Annotated in this window: 18 protein-coding genes; 9 read left to right on the top strand and 9 right to left on the bottom strand. The window is 70.7% G+C overall.

All coding sequences use genetic code 11. The features are described 5' to 3' along the window. Positions 1 to 151 precede the first annotated feature (151 nt). Together bldC and ACQPZZ_RS37090 are read right to left on the bottom strand one after the other, a co-directional pair. A complete protein-coding gene (bldC, locus tag ACQPZZ_RS37095; protein WP_013133571.1) occupies positions 152 to 355 on the bottom strand; it encodes a developmental transcriptional regulator BldC in 204 nt (67 codons plus the stop codon). Between the two features lie 376 nt (positions 356 to 731). Continuing rightward, positions 732 to 1,598, bottom strand: a complete 867-nt coding sequence (locus tag ACQPZZ_RS37090) for a hypothetical protein (protein ID WP_432926818.1) — start codon at positions 1,596 to 1,598, stop codon at positions 732 to 734. A 134-nt stretch (positions 1,599 to 1,732) separates the two neighbouring features. Between ACQPZZ_RS37090 and ACQPZZ_RS37085 the strand changes: the two genes are divergently transcribed. Then, a complete protein-coding gene (locus ACQPZZ_RS37085; protein WP_432926816.1) occupies positions 1,733 to 2,851 on the top strand; it encodes a Leu/Phe/Val dehydrogenase in 1,119 nt (372 codons plus the stop codon). Positions 2,852 to 3,002: 151 nt separating this feature from the next. Continuing rightward, positions 3,003 to 3,230, top strand: a complete 228-nt coding sequence (locus ACQPZZ_RS37080; protein WP_363642539.1) for a DUF3073 domain-containing protein — start codon at positions 3,003 to 3,005, stop codon at positions 3,228 to 3,230. Between the two features lie 271 nt (positions 3,231 to 3,501). Here ACQPZZ_RS37080 and purM read toward each other — a convergent pair whose 3' ends face one another. Both purM and purF read right to left on the bottom strand, forming a co-directional pair. Further along, positions 3,502 to 4,530, bottom strand: coding sequence for a phosphoribosylformylglycinamidine cyclo-ligase (gene purM, locus ACQPZZ_RS37075; protein ID WP_432926814.1), 1,029 nt, complete (start codon positions 4,528 to 4,530; stop codon positions 3,502 to 3,504). Next, the gene (purF, locus tag ACQPZZ_RS37070) at positions 4,527 to 5,963 is read right to left on the bottom strand and encodes an amidophosphoribosyltransferase (RefSeq protein WP_363642542.1); all 1,437 of its coding nucleotides are present in this window, start codon (positions 5,961 to 5,963) and stop codon (positions 4,527 to 4,529) included. The genes purM and purF overlap by 4 nt, the downstream gene beginning before the upstream one ends. Before the next feature lie 192 nt (positions 5,964 to 6,155). On the opposite strand from purF, the gene ACQPZZ_RS37065 reads away from it, so the two are divergent. Beyond that, the gene (locus tag ACQPZZ_RS37065) at positions 6,156 to 6,596 is read left to right on the top strand and encodes a hypothetical protein (RefSeq protein WP_432926812.1); all 441 of its coding nucleotides are present in this window, start codon (positions 6,156 to 6,158) and stop codon (positions 6,594 to 6,596) included. A 12-nt stretch (positions 6,597 to 6,608) separates the two neighbouring features. Here the strand turns inward: ACQPZZ_RS37065 and ACQPZZ_RS37060 are convergent, their stop codons facing one another. Next, positions 6,609 to 7,049 carry a sterol carrier family protein gene (locus tag ACQPZZ_RS37060; protein ID WP_432926810.1) on the bottom strand — a complete coding sequence of 147 codons (441 nt, stop codon included), beginning with the start codon at positions 7,047 to 7,049 and terminating at the stop codon, positions 6,609 to 6,611. A 119-nt stretch (positions 7,050 to 7,168) separates the two neighbouring features. Here ACQPZZ_RS37060 and ACQPZZ_RS37055 point away from each other — a divergent pair, with 119 nt between their 5' ends. Continuing rightward, on the top strand, positions 7,169 to 7,717 hold the full coding sequence (locus tag ACQPZZ_RS37055; RefSeq protein ID WP_432926808.1) for an RNA polymerase sigma factor: 549 nt from the start codon (positions 7,169 to 7,171) through the stop codon (positions 7,715 to 7,717). Continuing rightward, positions 7,714 to 8,694, top strand: coding sequence for a hypothetical protein (locus tag ACQPZZ_RS37050; protein WP_432926806.1), 981 nt, complete (start codon positions 7,714 to 7,716; stop codon positions 8,692 to 8,694). Before ACQPZZ_RS37055 ends, ACQPZZ_RS37050 begins: the two co-directional genes overlap by 4 nt. A 6-nt stretch (positions 8,695 to 8,700) precedes the next feature. On the opposite strand, the gene ACQPZZ_RS37045 is transcribed toward ACQPZZ_RS37050, so the two are convergent. Beyond that, entirely contained in the window at positions 8,701 to 9,747 is a 1,047-nt protein-coding gene (locus tag ACQPZZ_RS37045) for an FAD-dependent oxidoreductase (protein ID WP_432926804.1), read from the bottom strand. Further along, positions 9,744 to 10,607: an NAD(P)H-binding protein gene (locus tag ACQPZZ_RS37040; RefSeq protein WP_432926803.1), complete on the bottom strand. Its 864-nt coding sequence runs from the start codon at positions 10,605 to 10,607 to the stop codon at positions 9,744 to 9,746. Before ACQPZZ_RS37040 ends, ACQPZZ_RS37045 begins: the two co-directional genes overlap by 4 nt. 81 nt (positions 10,608 to 10,688) lie before the next feature. Between ACQPZZ_RS37040 and ACQPZZ_RS37035 the strand changes: the two genes are divergently transcribed. After that, positions 10,689 to 11,639, top strand: coding sequence for an Lrp/AsnC family transcriptional regulator (locus ACQPZZ_RS37035; protein ID WP_432926801.1), 951 nt, complete (start codon positions 10,689 to 10,691; stop codon positions 11,637 to 11,639). 58 nt (positions 11,640 to 11,697) lie between these two features. On the opposite strand, the gene ACQPZZ_RS37030 is transcribed toward ACQPZZ_RS37035, so the two are convergent. Next, complete coding sequence (locus ACQPZZ_RS37030; RefSeq protein ID WP_432926799.1) at positions 11,698 to 13,149, bottom strand: MFS transporter; 1,452 nt, start codon at positions 13,147 to 13,149, stop codon at positions 11,698 to 11,700. Positions 13,150 to 13,258: 109 nt separating this feature from the next. Between ACQPZZ_RS37030 and ACQPZZ_RS37025 the strand changes: the two genes are divergently transcribed. The 3 genes from ACQPZZ_RS37025 (at position 13,259) to ACQPZZ_RS37015 (ending at position 16,046) form a co-directional block, all read left to right on the top strand. Further along, positions 13,259 to 13,963 (top strand): TetR/AcrR family transcriptional regulator, encoded by a 705-nt coding sequence (locus ACQPZZ_RS37025; RefSeq protein ID WP_432926797.1) that lies wholly within the window; start codon positions 13,259 to 13,261, stop codon positions 13,961 to 13,963. Between the two features lie 154 nt (positions 13,964 to 14,117). Next, a complete protein-coding gene (locus ACQPZZ_RS37020; protein ID WP_432926795.1) occupies positions 14,118 to 14,960 on the top strand; it encodes a hypothetical protein in 843 nt (280 codons plus the stop codon). A 192-nt stretch (positions 14,961 to 15,152) separates the two neighbouring features. Beyond that, positions 15,153 to 16,046 carry a hypothetical protein gene (locus ACQPZZ_RS37015; RefSeq protein WP_432926793.1) on the top strand — a complete coding sequence of 298 codons (894 nt, stop codon included), beginning with the start codon at positions 15,153 to 15,155 and terminating at the stop codon, positions 16,044 to 16,046. A gap of 202 nt (positions 16,047 to 16,248) precedes the next feature. Here the strand turns inward: ACQPZZ_RS37015 and purL are convergent, their stop codons facing one another. After that, positions 16,249 to 18,504: a phosphoribosylformylglycinamidine synthase subunit PurL gene (gene purL / locus ACQPZZ_RS37010; protein ID WP_432926791.1), complete on the bottom strand. Its 2,256-nt coding sequence runs from the start codon at positions 18,502 to 18,504 to the stop codon at positions 16,249 to 16,251. Positions 18,505 to 18,514: the final 10 nt, after the last annotated feature.

Below are 18,514 nucleotides of genomic sequence, written 5' to 3'. Positions count from 1 at the left end.
GGTCACGGGAGTGTCTCCATCCCGAAGGGTGACCGACGCCGTTTCGGAACATCCGCAGGCGGTACGGCCCCCTCGCTGTATGCGATGGCGGACGCGCTCACATCCCCGACGCGAGCGCGCCGTTGTTCCCCCCTGGCGTGACGGCCACGTCCTACTCGGACCGCTGCTGCGGAATCCCCGCGAGCAGTGCCCGGACCTCGGTCTCCCGGTACCGCCGGTGACCGCCGAGGGTGCGGATGGACGTCAACTTGCCCGCCTTCGCCCACCGGGTGACGGTCTTGGGGTCGACGCGGAACATCGTGGCGACCTCCGCCGGGGTGAGCAGTGGCTCGGCCTCGGGTGTACGAGCTGACATTTGTGCGGCCTCTCCTCCGTGTGGACCGCCGACAGCGATCCTGCGACTTGTCTGGCGCAAGTGCCCCTCCCGCCGATCTCCGCCTCGTCGCGTCGAAACTCGTCGGTCGCGGCACTGTCACGGATGTCCTTCAATGATCCAAAACGTGCGGTTTCTAGGACCATTTACGGCATCACCCGATGTGACCATACAGCCACGTAGTGCGATTGGCGAGCCCTCTGGGAACAACGCCTCGACCACGGGTTGATGTCACGCTCGGTGATTCTAGCGACACGTTTCGTGGTATCGCAGTGAAAACGGCAAACTACTCAGTTCGTAGATGTGAGATCGACTATGTCATGACCCGAATCGACAGGTCAGGGCCTCTTGATGACCGTCAGTTTGCCGATTCGAGGGCGCGGATCGACCTCCAGCGGACAATCACCCGCTGATACATCGCGAAGGCAAGTTCTTCCTGACCGTTGTCCAAACCCGCGAGGGCCGTCGCCACCTCGGCCACGGACTGGTCGCCCTGAAGGGTCCGGTCGTCCATCAGATGGACGAGGCCGCCGTAGTCGAGCTCCACCAGCGAGTGGGGGTGGAACTCCTCCAGCCAGCGGCCCACCTCTTCGACCTCGGTGAGCGCCGCGACCTGCCCGACGTGCCTGCGGATCACCACCAGCGCCCGGGCCACCCGGCGGCGGGCCTGCGCCATCGAGGTGACGTACAGCATGTTCCGCGGCGGCGCGGCGGTGGTCTGCCCGCTGGGCTCCGCGGGCTGCTCGGAGCCCAGCACGAGCCAGCGCTCCGCCGAGTCGAACGGCACGAACCACGAGATCGGCACCTGCCAGGTGCTCGTGCGGATGTGGGTGCGCAGGGACGGCTCCCCGCGTTTGAACCGGTCGAAGTCGTCGGCGGTCTGCTCCGCGATCGCCTGGGGGACGAACCGCGAGGCGAGCTTGACCGGGACGCTTCCGCGGAACGACGCGAACGCCAGCCACGACCGCAGCCTGCTCTGCCAGGGGCAGACGTACAGCGTCTCCTCCACCCTGCGCAGGTACGCGTTGGGGCTCTCCCGCTCGGGTGCGGGCAGCGGTGGGACCGGCAGCAGACGGCGGACCGCCTCGCCGTGTTCGACCTCGAGCGCGCTCGCCCGGCGTGGCCGGTCGCGCGACTCGGCGTATCGGGCCCACCGAGCCTGATCCTGAGGGGCGAAAGCGGTCAGCGGCTCGTACACACGGAGATAGGCGGCGTAGGGGAGCACACCAGAATCGTGCCACGTCGCCCGGCGCATGTGCAGCACCGGCCTCCAATTTCAAGATCGTTTCTCGGGTGCATCGGATAAGCTGAAGGCCGATCGCCGCAACGAGGCGGCGTACACGATCAGGAGTCACCATCGTGACCGACGTTTTCGGGCTGTCCCACAAGGATCCCAGCTCCGGCGGCGACGCGAACCCCGTCCAGCCGGTGCGACACGAGCAGGTCGTGTTCTGTTCGGACGAGCGCAGCGGCCTGTACGCCATCATCGCGGTCTACAGCACCGCCCTCGGGCCGGGGCTCGGCGGCACCCGGTTCTATCCCTACGAAAGCGAGCAGGCCGCCCTCGCCGACGTGCTCAACCTCTCCCGGGCCATGGCGTACAAGAACGCGCTGGCCGGCCTCGACCACGGCGGCGCCAAGGCCGTCATCATCGGCGACCCCGCGACCGACAAGAGCGAGGCCCTGCTGCGGGCCTACGGCAGGTTCGTCCAGTCGCTGGGCGGGCGCTACTACACCGCCTGTGACGTGGGCACCTACAGCGAGGACATGGACGTGGTGGCGCGCGAGTGCTCCTACGTCACCGGCCGCACCCAGGCGCACGGCGGTGCCGGGGACTCCTCCATCCTCACCGCCTACGGCGTGTTCCAGGGGATGCGGGCCGCCGCCGACCACGTGTACGGCGTCTCCTCCCTGAGCGGCAGGCGGGTCGGGGTCGAGGGGGTCGGCAAGGTCGGCCGCCGCCTGGTCGACCACCTGATCGAGGACGGAGCCGAGGTCGTCGTCTGCGACGTCGACGAGCGGGCCGTCGAACGGGTGCGGCAGCGTCACCCCGCCGTCGAGGCCGTGGCCGACGCCGCCACGCTCGCGGCGTCCGACATCGACGTGTACGCGCCCTGCGCTCTCGGCGGCGCGCTGGACGACGAGACCGTCCCCCGGCTCAAGGCGAAGATCGTCTGCGGCGGGGCCAACAACCAGCTCGCCCACCCCGGCGTCGAGAAGCAGCTCGCCGAGCGGGGCATCCTGTACGCCCCGGACTACGTGGTGAACTCCGGCGGGGTCATCCAGGTGGCCGACGAGATCGAGGGCTTCGACATGGACCGGGCCCGCGCCCGGGCGGCGAAGATCTTCGACACGACCTTGAGAATCTTCAGGTCGGCCGACGAGGAAGGCGTCCCTCCCGCCGTCGCAGCGGATAGGCTGGCGGAGCGAAGAATGTCGGAGATCGGTCGGCTAAGGGGTATTTGGCTCCGGCGCTGACCGCCGCCGCTCGTACGACGTACCGAGCGGCGCACAAACCAGGTACGGTAATAAGCGAACGAGAGACTGACGCCTGAAGTCAGGTGGCGTCGGTGCGCGGTGCGTTAGTGACGAGGGGTCGGGCACGACCCCGCATGAGGGGGTCGAGCCAATGGGGCGCGGCCGAGCCAAGGCCAAGCAGGTCAAGGTCGCCCGTCAGCTGAAGTACAACAGCGGCGGCACGGATCTTGAGCGCCTGCGCGCGGAGCTCGGAGTCGTGGACGCCGACGATTCCGGCCACAGTGACGAGCATGACCCTTACGACGAGTTGGCTGATCGCTACGCCGATTACGCGACCGTCGACGACGACGACGGCGATGACCGCCGTGGGCGTCGTTGACTCGGTTCTGATCGCCAAGTGAGTGACCCGGCGGGTGACATACCCGCCGGGTTCTCTCACGTGTCCGGCGACCCTCGCCTCCGACGGTGACAACCGGCCGGGGCGGTGTCCCGGCGTGAGCCTGCCGTCGCCACCACTGTGGCCGCCGGTGAACCGTCACATGTCCCGGCCGGTTAATGCCTGTTCGCGGTGGCCGGCCGTGGGCGGAGGGCCACGACCGGCCGGAAGGGTTCACCCGGCTCGATTCACCGGGCTCGACTCGTGAACCAGATCACCGGCGGAACAGAGCCCGTCCCTCGCCGGGAACGATCTCGCCCAGCACCCAGGCGGGCAGCCCGCGACCGGCGAGCAGGGCGAGTGCCTTGTCGGCCTGCTCCGCCGGGACGATCGCGCACATGCCCACGCCGAGGTTGAACGTCTTGTCCATCTCCTCCTGGGGCACGCCGCCGTGCCCGGCCAGCACCTCGAAGATCGCGGGCGGCGTCCAGGAGTTCCGGTCGAGAAGGGCGTCCACCGTGCCGGGCAGGGACCTGGCCAGGTTGGCCGCGAGCCCGCCGCCGGTGATGTGGGCCAGGGCGTGCACCTCGGTCTCCCGGATGAGCGCCAGGCAGTCGAGCGAATAGACGCGGGTGGGCTCGAGCAGTTCCTCGCCGAGCGTACGGCCCAGCTCGGGCAGCTCCCGCTCCAGGCCCAGCCCGGCGGTCTTGATCACATGCCTGACCAGCGAGTAGCCGTTGGAGTGGACGCCGCTGGAGGCCAGCCCGAGGACCACGTCCCCCGGCACGACCCGGTCGGGGCCGAGCATCTCGTCCGCCTCGACGACCCCGGTGCCGGCGCCCGCGAGGTCGTACTCGTCGGGACCCATCGCGCCTGGGTGCTCGGCGGTCTCCCCGCCGACCAGCGCGCAGCCCGCGAGCCGGCAGCCCTCGGCCACGCCGCCCACGATGTCGGCGATGCGCTCGGGCACGACCTTGCCGCAGGCGATGTAGTCGGTCATGAACAGCGGCTCGGCCCCGCAGACCACGAGGTCGTCCACGACCATGCCGACGAGGTCGATGCCGATCGTGTCGTGCTTGCCGAGCTGCTGGGCCAGCATGACCTTGGTGCCCACACCGTCGGTGGACGTGGCCAGCAGCGGCCGGCGGTAGCGCAGGAACGCCGAGGCGTCGAAGAGCCCGGCGAAGCCGCTGGCGTCGTCCACGACCTCCGGGCGCCGGGAGCGCGCGACCCGCGACTTCATCAGCTCGACCGCGCGGTCGCCGGCCTCGATGTCGACGCCGGCGGCGGCGTAGCTGGTCATCGCTGAGCCTCCAGCACGAATTTGCCCACCCTGTCGTCCTCGATCGGAATGGGGTACTCACCGGTGAAGCACGCGCGGCAGAGCCGGTCGGCCGGCAGTGTCGTCGCGCGGGTGAGCCCCTCAAGAGAGATGTACCCGAGAGAGTCGGCCCCGAGCGAGGAGCGGATCTCCTCGACCGACAGCGACCCGGCGATCAGCTCCGCGCGGGTGGCGAAGTCGATGCCGTAGAAGCACGGCCAGGAGACCGGAGGCGAGGAGATCCGGACGTGGACCTCGGTCGCCCCGGCCTCGCGCAGCATCTTCACGATGGCCCGCTGGGTGTTGCCGCGGACGATCGAGTCGTCCACGACCACCAGGCGCTTGCCCTCGATGACCTCGCGCAGCGGGTTGAGCTTGAGGCGGATGCCGAGCTGGCGGATCGTCTGCGACGGCTGGATGAACGTCCGGCCGACGTAGGAGTTCTTCACCAGGCCCTGGCCGTACGGGATGCCGCTCTGCTCGGCGTAGCCGATGGCGGCGGGGGTGCCCGACTCGGGCGTGGGGATCACGAGATCGGCGTCCACCGGGTGCTCACGGGCCAGCACGCGGCCGACCTCGACCCGGGTGGACTGCACGCCGCGCCCGGCGATGGTGGTGTCGGGGCGGGCGAGGTAGACGTACTCGAACAGGCAGCCCTTGGGCTCGGCCGGCGCGAAGCGGCGCGAGCGGACCCCGCGCTCGTCGATGGTCAGCAGCTCGCCGGGCTCGATCTCGCGGATGAACGACGCGCCGACGATGTCGAGTGCCGCGGTCTCGGAGGCGACCACCCAGCCGCGCTCCAGCCGGCCCAGCACGAGCGGGCGGATGCCCTGCGGGTCACGGGCGGCGAACAGCGTCGTCTCGTTCATCCAGACGAGCGAGTAGGCGCCCTTGACCTCCGGGAGCAGCTCGGCCGCCACGTCCTCGACCGGGCGCGAGGCGTCCTGCGCGAGCAGCGCGGTGAGCACCTCGGTGTCGGTGGTCGCGCGGGTGGAGCCGGGCGCGAGCCGTTCGGCGAGGTGAGCGGTGTTGATCAGGTTGCCGTTGTGGGCGAGCGCCAGCCCGCCGCCGTCGGTGGAGCTCAGCGTGGGCTGCGCGTTCTCCCAGACGCTTGATCCGGTCGTGGAGTAGCGGCAGTGCCCGATGGACAGGTGCCCCCGCAGGGTCCCGAGGATCGACTCGTCGAAGACCTGGGCCACCAGGCCCATGTCCTTGTAGACGAGGATGCGGCTGCCCTCGCTGACCGCGATGCCCGCGGACTCCTGCCCGCGGTGCTGCAGTGCGTAGAGGCCGTAGTAGGTGAGTTTGGAGACGTCCTCCCCGGGCGCCCATACACCGAAGACGCCACAGGCGTCCTTCGGAGCGCGGTCCTGGGGGTCGAGGTCATGGCCCAGCCGGCCGTCGCCCTTCAACACGTAGTCGAGTCTATTTGGGCGTTGGCGCTGCTCAAACCCGCGCATGCCCGTCAGGCGCCGCAAGCATCACCCGCCCTTTGCCGTGTCGTCCCTGCTCACACGAGGAATCCGGGGGAATCTGGGCTTTCGGACAGCCCCTAAGAATCGGATCAGGCCACGAGATATGGCCCAGGATCGGTAGGGAGGATCATCGTGGCGACACCCGACGACCCCGGGCGCCCGCCTCCCTACGGGCAGCCGCCGTACGGGGGGCCGCTGCCGCCGCCCCCGGGACCTGGCGGACCTCCCGGCGCCCCCTGGGGGCCACAACCGGGCGGCGGGCTCGGGACGGCCGCGCTGGTGCTCGGGATCTGTTCGATCGTCCTGCTGCTGGTCTGCGGCGTCGGCACGCTCGTGGCGATCGTCGGGCTCGTCCTCGGCATCGTGGCGATCGCCAGGAACTCCAACCGGCGCAGGGCGGTCGGAGGGGTGGTGCTGAGCGCGCTGACCCTGCTGCTGGCCCTGATCATGAGCGTGGCGCTCTACAACTGGTTCACGACCAGGCACGTCGGCGAGTGCTTCGACCGCCGGCTCTACCCCACACAGGAGGACGCGCAGCGCTGCGTGCAGAACAAGCTCTCCGGGTTCCGGTGACCCGGGCGAGGCTCACCAGAGCGGCAGCAGCGCGGACAGGTCGGCCCGGGAGCCGCTGGCCGCGATCCTGCCTGCGGCGGTGGCGTCGGCCCAGGTGATCCGGCCGGTGGCCAGTTCGAGCCAGGTGCGGGGGTCGGTCTCGATGACGTTGGGCGGGGTGCCCCGCGTGTGCCGGGGCCCCTCCACGCACTGCACCGCGGCGTGCGGGGGGACTCGCACCTCCACCGACCGTCCCGGCGCCCGCGCGGCCAGGTCCTCCAGCAGGTGCCGTACGGCGGCGCGGGCGGCGGCCCTCAGCGGCGTGAGCCCGGCCTCGTAGGCGTCGAGCACGGCCAGCGCGCACGCGTCGCCGGCGGCGCTCTCGGGACCGTCGAACGGCGGCCGTCCGAGATCGGCGAGCTGGGCGTCGAGCGCCTCTCTGATCTTCCCTGGGTCGAGTCTGCGTGCCGGCACCGGCCCATTGTCCCGGATTCGGCCCCCGCTCGATCTCGCGGGAAATGATGGGCGGTCTCCGTACATGAGAGGGGTGTCCGTAGGAGCACCGACAAGGGGGCCGATCATGGGGACCGCCCGTGGATGACGAACCGTCGGCCAGGTTCGAGGCCGTCTACCGGGAGACGTACGGCCGGCTCACGGCGTATGCCGCGCGCCGCTGCGACTCGCCGCAGGACGCGGCCGACGTGGTGGCCGAGGTCTACACCGTCGCCTGGCGGCGGGTGGACGACTTACCCGAGGGCGACGAGGCCGTCCTGTGGTTGTACGGCGTGGCCCGCAACGTGATGGCCAACCACCGCAGAGGCGAGGCCCGCCGCCGGGCGCGCACCGCCGAGCTGGACGCCGAGATGGCCGACCTGTACGGCGACTCTCCCGAGAGCGGGGTCGAGCTGGCCGCGATCGGCGAGGCGTTCCTGCGTCTGTCCGACGACGACCGCGAGTTGCTGTCGCTGGTCGCGTGGGAGGGGCTGGGCCGCGAGGAGATCGCCACCGCGCTCGGCCTGTCGCGCAACGCCGTACGCATCCGGCTCTACCGCGCCCGAAGGCGCTTTTCCCGGGCGCTCGCCGAGGCGGGCGTCCCTCTCACGTCACATGGCCGGCTGGCGCCACTGGGGAGGTCACTGTGAAGGACGTCGAAGCGATGATCGGGCCGCTGGCCCGGGTCGAGCCCGGTGCGCCGGGTGGCCGCCCGTCCGGCGCGGGGGCGCGGGCGTTGCTGGCCTCGATCACGGCCGAGCCGCCCGGCGGCGGCGCGGCCGTGCCCACGCGTGCGAGGTGCCGCGGCCCACGCAGGCTGGTTCTGGGCCTGACGGCCGCCGTGGCCGCCGCGGGCATCGTCGTCGGCCCGGGCCTGCCCGACAACGGCACCCTCACCACGCCCTCCTACGCCGTGACCAAGGACTCCCACGGGGTCGTGTGGGTCAAGGTCCGAGACTTCCGCGACGTCGCCGGGCTGACGAAGCAGCTGCGTGACCTGGGGGTCCCCGCCATCGTCGACTACGCGCCTCCGGGGCAGAAGTGCCGGGAGCCGCGCGCCACCTACGTGGAGGACATCCCCCAGGGCCTCTACGACCCGCCGACGAACATCCCGGGGGAGAAGAACAGCTGGCAGATGCGGATCGACACCCGGCTGTTCAAGCCCGGCCAGACCTTCGTCTGGACCCTCACGGCCTGGCCCGACGGGGGAAGCACCACCAGCACGATCCTCATGGAGGACCCGGTGAAGCCGTGCGTGCTCGTGCCCGACGACCAGATGAGGAGCGCGCCGCCGGAGATCGTCGCCTATCGTCTGGCGACCGAGAAAGGCCGCTCGCTCGCCGGATATCGGGTGGACGAGAAGACGGTGGGCGAGGTCGTGCCGGAGATCGAGAAGCGCGGGCTGAAGGTCACCTATGCGGTCATCGAGCCCAACCCGCGGAATCTCGGTGGCTTTGCCATTGATCCGCATAAACAGGACATTCCTGTCGGGAAGGACTGGACCGTCTGGGAGGCGGAGGAGTCCACCCGGAAGCCCGGACTGATCCGCCTGCTCGTCACCGAGGAGCACCTCGACTGGAACCCGGTCTACGACGGCGGTTCTCGCGACAACGTGATCAAGGAATAGAACCTCTCAGCCTGGGAGCGGGTCCTGACCGAGGATCCGGGCGCCGTTGGCGGCGGAGGCGCGGACCGCGGCGAAGCCGGAGTCGATCATCTCGCGCTCGTACGACCGAAGTTCCGGGATCAGGGGACGGCCACTCGCGAGAGCGGCGGCGAGGCTCGCGGCGTCCCGGAGGGCGAGGTTGGCCCCGGCCCCCGCCGCCGGGCTCATCGCGTGGGCCGCGTCACCGACCAGCGTGACGCGGGTGGTGTCCCAGGGAGCGACCGGGACGCTGGTGCGCAGTTCGAGCGGGAAGACGTCGTACCACTCGGTGAGCATCCGCCGGATGCGGGGATGCCAGCCGTGCGTCATCTCCGCGACGAGGGGTCTGAGCAGGTGCGGCTCCGGCGGAAGGTCCTCCGTGCGGGCGCTGAAGGAGAAGGTGGCGTAGTCGCGGGTGAGGGCGATGCCCACCACCCGGTGGCGGGGCCCGGTGACCGCGCTGAACACGTGGTCCAGGTCCTCGGCCGACTCTCGCTGGATCCTGCCGTAGAGCTGGGTGAGGCCGGTGCCGACGACGCGGGCATGGGGTAGGTACTGCCGGCGGACGGCGGAGTTCACGCCGTCGGCGCCCACCAGCACATCGCCGGTAGTGGTGGCGCCGTCGTCGAAACACGCGGTCACCTGCCCGGCCTCCACCTGGAAGGCGGTGAGGCGCCTGCCATAGGTGACCAGCCGCTCCACGTCGGCCAGCAGGGTGTCACGCAACTCCTGCCGGTCGACCGACAGGTGCCTGCCGCCGAAATCGTGCTCCTCCAGCACCCGCAGTGCCGGGTCGAAACGGACGAACCGCGGCTTGGGCGCGTGGGCGGCGGCCACGAACGCGGCCCAGCGCTCCGGCGCGAGCACGGATGCCAGCGCGTCGATGCCCACGTCGCCGAGATGAAGGCGGTACCCCTGCCCTCGGATCACGGGCGAGGCGTCGCGTTCGTAGACGGCCACGTCCATGCCGGTCCCGCGCAGTCCGTTGGCCAGGGCCAGGCCGCCGAGACCGGCTCCGATGACGATCACTTTCATCGTGGGGCACCACCGAAGTCGGTGGCGTGCTCGGCGGCCCACGCCGTCAGCGGTGCGGCCGGGGTACCGGTGATGGCCTGCACGGCAGTGGTGACGGCGGGTGCCGGGGCGGTGACCAGCGTGGCGTATCCGTCGAGCAGTTCGTCCACGAAGTCGTCGGGGAAACCGGGGTCGGCCAATAGCCTGGCGCGCTCCTCCTCCCGCGTCAGCTCGTGCCAGCGCAGCGGCCGCCTGATCGCCTCGCCGATGATTCGCACCTGCTCTTCCTGCGTGAGGACCTCGGGTCCGGTGAGCGCGTAGCGGTGCCCGGCGTGCCCGTCCTCCGTCAGGGCGCGTACGGCCACCGCCGCGATGTCGTCCTCGTGGATCGGCACCGTCCTGAGTGATCCGTAGGCGCCTCGCACGACGTCTCCGGCCTTGATCTGCTCGCTCCACCAGAGGGTGTTGGCCATGAAGGTGCTGGGGCTCAGAATCGTCCACTCCATGCCGGACCGCTCGATCAGGTGTTCCACGGCGGCGTGCCAGCGGGCGACCGCGGTGGGCTGCAGCTCGGGAGCCACCCCGGGGCGTACGTCGCCGCCCGTCATGAAGACGACCCGGCGGGCGTGGCGCTTGAGCGCGTCGACGACGGACCGGGCCGGTTCGGCCGAATGGAACGGCCACATCAGGAACGCCGCCTCGACACCGTCCAGAGCGCCGGGCGCGTCCAGGTCCGGAGTGACGACCTCGACGCCCGTGGGAAGGCGGGCGGTTCGCGGGCGGCGGCTGGTCGCCCGTACGGCTGCGCCCGCACGGGCGAGCCGCTCCACGACCCGCCGGCCGACGTTTCCCGTGCCACCGAAAACCAGGTAAGTGCTCATGCGCCCACGATCGCCTCGAAGCGGCAGCGCCCGCAGTCCGGCGACGGCCTGGCGGCGAAAAGCCGCGCGAAACTAAGAAATATGGAGAAAAACAGCGTGCTGGACGACGTCGACCGTGCTCTCGTGCACGCGCTCCAGATCGACGGCAGAGCCTCCTTCCGCCGGATCGCCGAGGTCGTCGGCGCTTCCGAGCACACCATCGCGCGCCGCTATCGCAGGCTGCGATCCGAGGGGCTCCTGCGCGTGGTCGGCATGCTCGACGGCACCCGCTTCGGGCAGACCTCCTGGGGAGTGCGTCTGTTGTGCACGCCGGACGCCGCCGGGCCGGTGGCCGAGGCGCTGGCCCGGCGGGAGGACACCGTCTGGGTGCGGCTGCTGTCCGGCGGCACGGAGATCGCCTGCGGTGTCCGGGCCGGCGGGGAAGGAGACGACCTGCTGCTGAAGAAGCTGCCCAGGACTCCGCGCGTCGTCTCGATGTCGGCCCACGCCACGCTGCACATGTTCGCCGGTTGGCGCAGCCGGGCACCCGTCCTCACGGACGAGCAGGCCGCATGCCTGCGCCCGGATCACACGGACGAGTGCGAGATCGCCCTGAGCGGCGAGGATCGTGCCCTGCTGCGGGTGCTGGCCCGGGACGGCCGGGCCGGCTTCGGCGAACTGGCGGCCGCGGCCGGGTGCTCGCAGACCACGGCCCGCCGCCGGCTGGAGCAACTGCGCGGCGGCGGCGCGCTGCGCTTCGACGTCGAGATCCCCGCCCAGGCGCTCGGCTACCACGCCGAGGCATGGTTGTGGATGAAGGTCGAGCCGCGGGCGCTGACCGCGGTCGGCGCGGCCATGGCCGGGCACGGCGAAGCCGACATGGTGGCCGCCACCACGGGCCCGACCAATCTCATGGCAGCGGTGACCTGCCGTGACACCCGGGCCCTCTACCGCTACCTGACGGAGCGGGTGGCGACGCTCGACGGAGTGCGCGAGGTGGAGACCGCCCCGGTGATCCGCACCCTCAAGCGGGCCGGCGCCCTGCTGTTCTGACCCCCTGCTGCGCTGAACCCCCGTGGCCCTGGACCCGCGCCGCCCTGGGCCCCGGGAGTCAGGCGACGGGCTCGGCCACAGCGGGTGCGCTGGGCTCGGCGGGCGTGACGGGCTCGGCGGCCTCGGCGGCCTCGGCGGCGGCCCGGGTGCGGCGCAGGGAGAACACGCTGACCGGGACGCCGACCAGCACGATCGCCGCCGCGATCAGCAGTGTGAAGCGGTAGGCCTCCAGGAAGGCGTGCAGCGGAGCGCCGCCGATCGCGCTCTGCCTGGCGCTCAGGATCGCGCCCAGGATCGTGATGCCGAGCAGGCCGAAGACCTCGCGGGAGACGTTGAGCACACCCGAGGCCACGCCGGCCCGCGCGGGAGGCATCGCGTTCAGCACCACGTTGGTCAGCGGGACGAGCAGGCCGGCGCCCGCGCCGTACAGCAGGAACCAGGGGAGCAGGTCGCCGTAGTGGGAGCCCTCGCCCGCGCTCGACAGCCCCCCGATGGCCACCGCCATCAGGCCGAGGCCGACGGCCACGGTGCCCGCGCTGCCGAAGCGCTCGGCGATCCGCGGCGAGACGCTCGCGATCACCGCCATGAGCAGCGCCATCGGCACGAAACCCGCGCCCGCCTCGGTCGGAGAGAACCCGAGCGCGCTCTGCAGGTAGAGCGCGGTGAAGAAGTAGATGCCGAAGACGCCGAACGACCACAGGCCCATCGACAGCAGGCCGCCACTGAAGACCCGCTCGCGGAACAGCGTGAGGTCGATCATCGGCTGTGCCGTACGGGCCTCGACGACCAGGAACACGACGGCGGCCACCGCGAAGACCGCGAACGCGCCGAGGATCGGTGCGGAGGTCCACCCACGCGACTCGCCCTCGATGAGCGCGTAGGTGAGGGCGAACAACGCCACGGCCGAAGTGGCCAGGCCCGGCAGGTCGAGAGCCGCCCGCCCGGCCGCGGCCCGCTCGACCCTGATCGAACGCAGGCCGATCACCGCCGCGACCACGCCGATGGGCAGGTTGATCAGGAAGATCCAGCCCCAGTCGGCGTTCTCGCTGAGGAACCCGCCGGTGAGCGGGCCGATCGCCAGTGCCAGGGCGCCGACCGCGCTCCAGATGCCGACGGCCGTCGCCCGCTCGCGCGGGTCGGGGAAGATCCGTGGCAGCAGGGCGAGCGTCGACGGCGTCACGAGCGCCGCGCCGAGTCCCTGCACCGCCCGCGCGGCGATCAGTGTCTCCTGGCTCCCGGCGAGGCCCGCCGCCACCGACGCGAGCGTGAAGACCGCCAGGCCGCCGAAGAACGCCGTCCGGGGGCCGAAGACGTCCGCGAGCCGTCCGCCGGCGAGCAGCAGGCCCGCGAACACCAGGATGTACGCGCTCACGATCCACTCCAGACCGGAGATCGTCAGCGCCAGGTCCCGCTGGATCGTCGGCAGGGCCACGTTGACCACGTTGTTGTCCAGGTAGGTCATGAAAGTCGCGAGCGACACCGCGACCAGCGCCCACCATCGTCCGGACATGTGTCCTCCTCTTGTACGAGGTACATGTACAACGTACATGTACGGTGCATAGGAGACCTTGTACGGCGTATAGTTGTCAAGTCCCGAGGAGGTAGGGAGGCTGCGGACCATGGCGAACACGGAGCGGCTGAGCCGCCGGAGTCTGGTCGAGAAGGCCGTGGAGCTGGCCGATGCCGAGAGCCTGGAGTCGGTCACGGTGCGGCGGCTCGCCCAGGAGCTCGGGGTCACCCCGATGGCCCTCTACTGGCACGTCAAGAACAAGGACCAGTTGTTCGTCTGCGTCACCGACCATCTGCTGGCCGAGGTCACCGCCGAGTTCGACCCGGGCGCGCCGTGGAACGTGCGGCTGCGGGCGATGGTCGAGGCGCTGATCAGGGTGATGCGGCGGCACCGGTACATGCCGGGGCTGCTCGGGATGGTCGAGAAGCAGGAGCTCCCCAACTTCGCCCGGGCGACCGACACCGCGCTCGACCTGCTGTCCCAGGCCGGATTCACGCTGACCGAGGGTTTCGCCGTCTCCACTTACCTGCTGCACGGCGCGATGGCGCTGGTCGACAACGAGCCCGGCTGTCCCGGAGCGTTCAGCGCCGCGGAGGCGGCCGAGTGGCGCCGGCAGAGGCGGCTGCGCCTGGAACAGTTCCCCGCCGGCGAGTTTCCCCGGATCGTCGAATACGCCAAGGCCACGGAGGAGGAGCCCGACCTCGACGCCTACTACGCGTTCGGCCTGGATCTCCTGATGTCCGGGGTCGAGGCCACGGCTGCGAAGAGGACGCCGGGAAGCGCGCTACAGAAGGACCTCAACGGGCGGAAATGAATGGCGTGGGGACTTTTTTGACCATTCGTGCTTACTGGGAGCGGAGATGCGCATACGTAATGTTTGACGTGACAACCCTCATATCTCATGGCGCGTGAATCACATGTACAACTTCTGATTCACACACATGCTGTGCCATAGAGAGGGAAGTCCCGTGGCTATCAAGTTGCCGGGCGGACGCACCATCGGCCTGATGACGGCTGGTGCTCTGGCTGGATCGGTCCTGGTTTTAGGTGGCGCGGCCACCGCTTCGTCGGCGAGTGACGCCGCGTTGTACGCGTGTGTGAACAAGAGCACGCGGTACATGCGTCTGGTCAACGCCACGACGACGTGCAAGCCGGTCGAGACCAAGGTGTCGTGGAACAAGACCGGTCCGCAGGGTCCGGTGGGCATCGGCGGCACCGGTGCGAAGGGCGACACCGGCGAGCAGGGCCCGCGTGGTCCGCAGGGTCTGCGCGGTCCCCAGGGCCTGCGCGGTCCGCAGGGCCTGCGTGGCCCGCAGGGTGCTCCGGGTAAGGACGGTAAGGACGGCGCTCCGGGCAAGGACGGCGCCCCCGGTAAGGACGGCGCCCCGGGCAAGAACGGCGAGCGCGGTCCGGAGGGTCCTGCGGGTCCGAAGGGCGACCCGGGCAAGGACGGCGTCGCCGGCATCAGCGTCAAGGAAGCCGGCTTCAGCTTCGGCCTGACGGGCAGCAAGAGCGTGACGCTGAGCTGCGGCGGCGGCTACGCCACGGGCGGCGGATACCGCGGCACGAGCGTCATCGGCGAGGTCCTCACCAACGGCCCGGTCGTCGAGAACGGCAAGCCGACCGGCTGGGAGATCAAGGGGTCTGCCGGCACCAAGGGCACCGCGTACGTGATCTGCGCCTCCGCGGGGGGCGGCAGTGGCAGCGGCAACGCTCTCGCTCAGGAGAACGAGGCCGCCGCCACCAACGGGGGGAACAAGAAGTCCGGCGAGGAGCAGCAGCCGACCGGCTCCCGGGGCTCGGCGAGATGATCTGACGGGGGCGTCTGTCCGAGGCGCCCCCGGGCTCCTGTCCCAGGCCGGTCTCCTGACCGCCCGGACTCACCGGTAGCGAAGATGCACATACGTGATGTTCAGGATGACAACCGGCATACACCCATGCGCGTGAATCACATGTACAACTTTGGCTTCACGCACATCGTGTGCCATAGAGAGGGAAGTCCCGTGGCTATCAAGTTGCCGGGCGGACGCACCATCGGCCTGATGACGGCTGGTGCTCTGGCTGGATCGGTCCTTGTTCTGGGTGGCGCGGCCACCGCTTCGTCGGCGAGTGACGCCGCGTTGTACGCGTGTGTGAACAAGAGCACGCGCTACATGCGTCTGGTCAACGCCACGACGACGTGCAAGCCGGTCGAGACCAAGGTGTCGTGGAACAAGACCGGCCCGCAGGGTCCGGTGGGCATCGGCGGTACCGGTGCGAAGGGCGACACCGGCGAGCAGGGCCCGCGTGGTCCGCAGGGTCTGCGCGGTCCCCAGGGCCTGCGCGGTCCGCAGGGCGCTCCGGGTAAGGACGGCAAGGACGGCGCTCCGGGCAAGGACGGCGAGCGCGGTCCGGCCGGCCCGCAGGGCGACGCCGGTCCTCGCGGCCTGCCGGGCAAGGACGGCGAGCGCGGTCCCGCCGGCCCGCAGGGCGACGCCGGTCCTCGCGGCCTGCCCGGCAAGGACGGCGAGCGCGGTCCCGCCGGCCCGCAGGGCGAGCCGGGCAAGAACGGCACCCCGGGCACGGACGGCAAGGACGGCAAGAGCGCCTGCGACATCTGGAAGGGGCGCACCTGCAGCACCAAGGACGAGACCGACTTCGTCAAGTGGCTCCAGAACCAGGGCGGTTCCGGCGGCGCACCCACGTTGACCTCGAGGATGGCGACCGGGTTCGTCTCGGGGAACAGCGGAATCGCCTCCTGCGCGGCGGACGAGAAGGTCACCGGCGGCGGCTTCAAGATCAACTCCAGCAAGACCGTTACGGGCAGCTACATGAGCGGCAACGGCTGGAAGGTCGAGCTGACGGGCAACGGCAACGGCGAGGGCATCGTTTACGCCGTCTGCACGAAGGTGGCATAACCCGCGTTCCGACGTTCGCCGGCGGAGTCCGTGGGGGCTCCACCGCGCTCGTCGCTCCCATGGCTTGCCGTACGCGATGAGGCGTTGGCGTACGGCACTGCGAAGGCCCTTCCGGAGGGGTTACCGGAAGGGCCTTCGTCGGTTCTCCATGACGAAGGGCCCCTCCGGACGCCATGTCCGGAGGGGCCCTTCCGCGTTGTGATCAGCCGAAGACGCGCGGCAGCGCGGACGCGTGGACCTCGCGCAACTCCTCGACCGGGACGTCGAAGACGCCCTCCACGGTGAGCGCGGAACCGCCCGTGAGGCCGAGCCCGGAGCAGGGGACCTCGTGGCGGGCGCACAGGTCGGCGACGGCGTCGAACGCCTCGGGCCGGACGCACACCAGCGCCCGCGCGGCCGACTCGCTGAACAGCTCGACGAAGACGTCGTCGCCCGGCAGGGTCACCGTGCAGCCGACGCCCTGGGCCAGGCACGCCTCGGTCAGGGCGATGGCGAGGCCGCCGTCGGACAGATCGTGCGAGCCCTCCAGCAGCCCGCGGGCCGCCGCCTCGGTCAGCACCGCGGCCAGGGCGCGCTCGGCCTCCAGATTCGCCTGAGGCGGCAGCCCGCCCAGGTGACCGTGGACGACGTGCGCCCACTCCGAGCCGCCGAACTCCTCGCGGGTCTCGCCCAGCAGCAGGACGCGCAGGCCGGGAGCCGTGAAACCGGACCTGACCCGCTGCGCCACGTCGTCGATCACACCGAGCACGCCGACCACCGGCGTCGGGTTGATCGCGGTCGAGCCCGTCTGGTTGTAGAACGACACGTTTCCGCCGGTCACCGGCACACCCAGGGTCCGGCAGGCATCGGCGAGCCCGCGTACGGCCTCGGAGAATTGCCACATGACCTCGGGGTCCTCCGGGGAGCCGAAGTTGAGGCAGTTGGTGACGGCGAGCGGCGTCGCGCCGGTCACCGCCACGTTGCGGTACGCCTCCGCCAGCGCGAGCTGCGCCCCCGTGTAGGGATCGAGCCTCGCGTAGCGGCCGTTGCCGTCGGTGGCGAGCGCGATGCCCCGGGTGGTCTCCTGGGCGCCCGGCAGGACCTCGGAGATCCGCAGCATGCCGGCGTCGGCGGGCTGGGCCAGGACCGTGTTCCCCCGGACGTACCGGTCGTACTGCGAGGTCACCCACTCCTTGGACCCGAGGTTGGGCGAGCCGAGCAGGGTGAGCAGCGTCTCCCGCAGGTCCTCCGGCCTGGGCAGGCGCTCCGGGCCGTCGGCGTTGAGCGCCGCCTGCCCGGCGGGCTCGTGGAACGGCCGCTCGTAGACCGGGCCGTCGTCGACCGCCGTGCCCGGCGGGATGTCGACGATCACCTCGTCGTCCCACGTCATGACGAGCCTGCCGGTGTCGGTGACCTCGCCGATCACGGTCGCCGGGACGTCCCACTTGTCGCAGATCGCCATGAAGGCAGGGATGTCGTCGGGCGCGACGACCGCCATCATGCGCTCCTGCGACTCGCTCATGAGGATCTCCTCGGGCCGCAGCGTGGGATCGCGCAGCGGGACGAGGTTGAGGTTCACCCGCATGCCGCCGGTGCCCTTGGCGGCGAGCTCGGTCGTGGCGCAGGAGACTCCCGCGGCGCCGAGGTCCTGGATGCCGACGACCACGTCCGCCTGGTAGAGCTCAAGGCAGCACTCGATGAGCAGCTTCTCCATGAACGGGTCGCCGACCTGTACGGCGGGCCGCTTGGCCTGCGACTCGTCCTCGAAGGTGGCCGACGCCAGCACAGACGCGCCGCCGATGCCGTCCGCACCGGTACGCGCGCCGAACAGCACGACCTTGTTGCCCGGGCCGGGGGCGGTGGCCAGCTTGATCTGGTCCTTGCGCAGCAGGCCGACGCACAGGGCGTTGACCAGCGGGTTGCCGATGTAGCAGGGGTCGAAGGCGACCTCGCCGCCGATGTTGGGCAGGCCGAGGCAGTTGCCGTAGTGGCTGATGCCCTCGACCACGCCCGGCAGCACGCGGCGCGTGTCGGGCTGGTCGGCCCCGCCGAAGCGCAGCGAGTCCATGACCGCGACCGGCCGGGCGCCCATCGACATGATGTCGCGCACGATGCCGCCGACGCCGGTCGCGGCGCCCTGGTGCGGCTCGACGTACGACGGGTGGTTGTGCGACTCGATCTTGAAGGTGGCGGCCCAGCCGTCGCCGATGTCGACCACGCCGGCGTTCTCGCCCATGCCGACGAGCAGGGCCTCCGACTTGGGCGCCTTGGTGCCGAACTGCCGCAGGTGCACCTTGGACGACTTGTAGGAGCAGTGCTCGCTCCACATGACCGAGTAGATCGCCAGCTCGGAGCTGGTCGGACGGCGGCCGAGGATCTCGCGTACGCGCTGGTACTCGTCGTCCTTCATGCCCAGCTCGGCGTACGGCTGGCGCTCGTCCGGCGTCTCCTGCGCGCGCCTCACGGAATCGGTGCTCATAGATCGCTCG

Source organism: Microbispora sp. CA-135349, from assembly GCF_050947365.1.
GTDB lineage: Bacteria > Actinomycetota > Actinomycetes > Streptosporangiales > Streptosporangiaceae > Microbispora.
The sequence above is the reverse complement of the archived record's forward strand: the minus strand, read 5'-3'. Positions and strand labels throughout refer to the sequence as shown.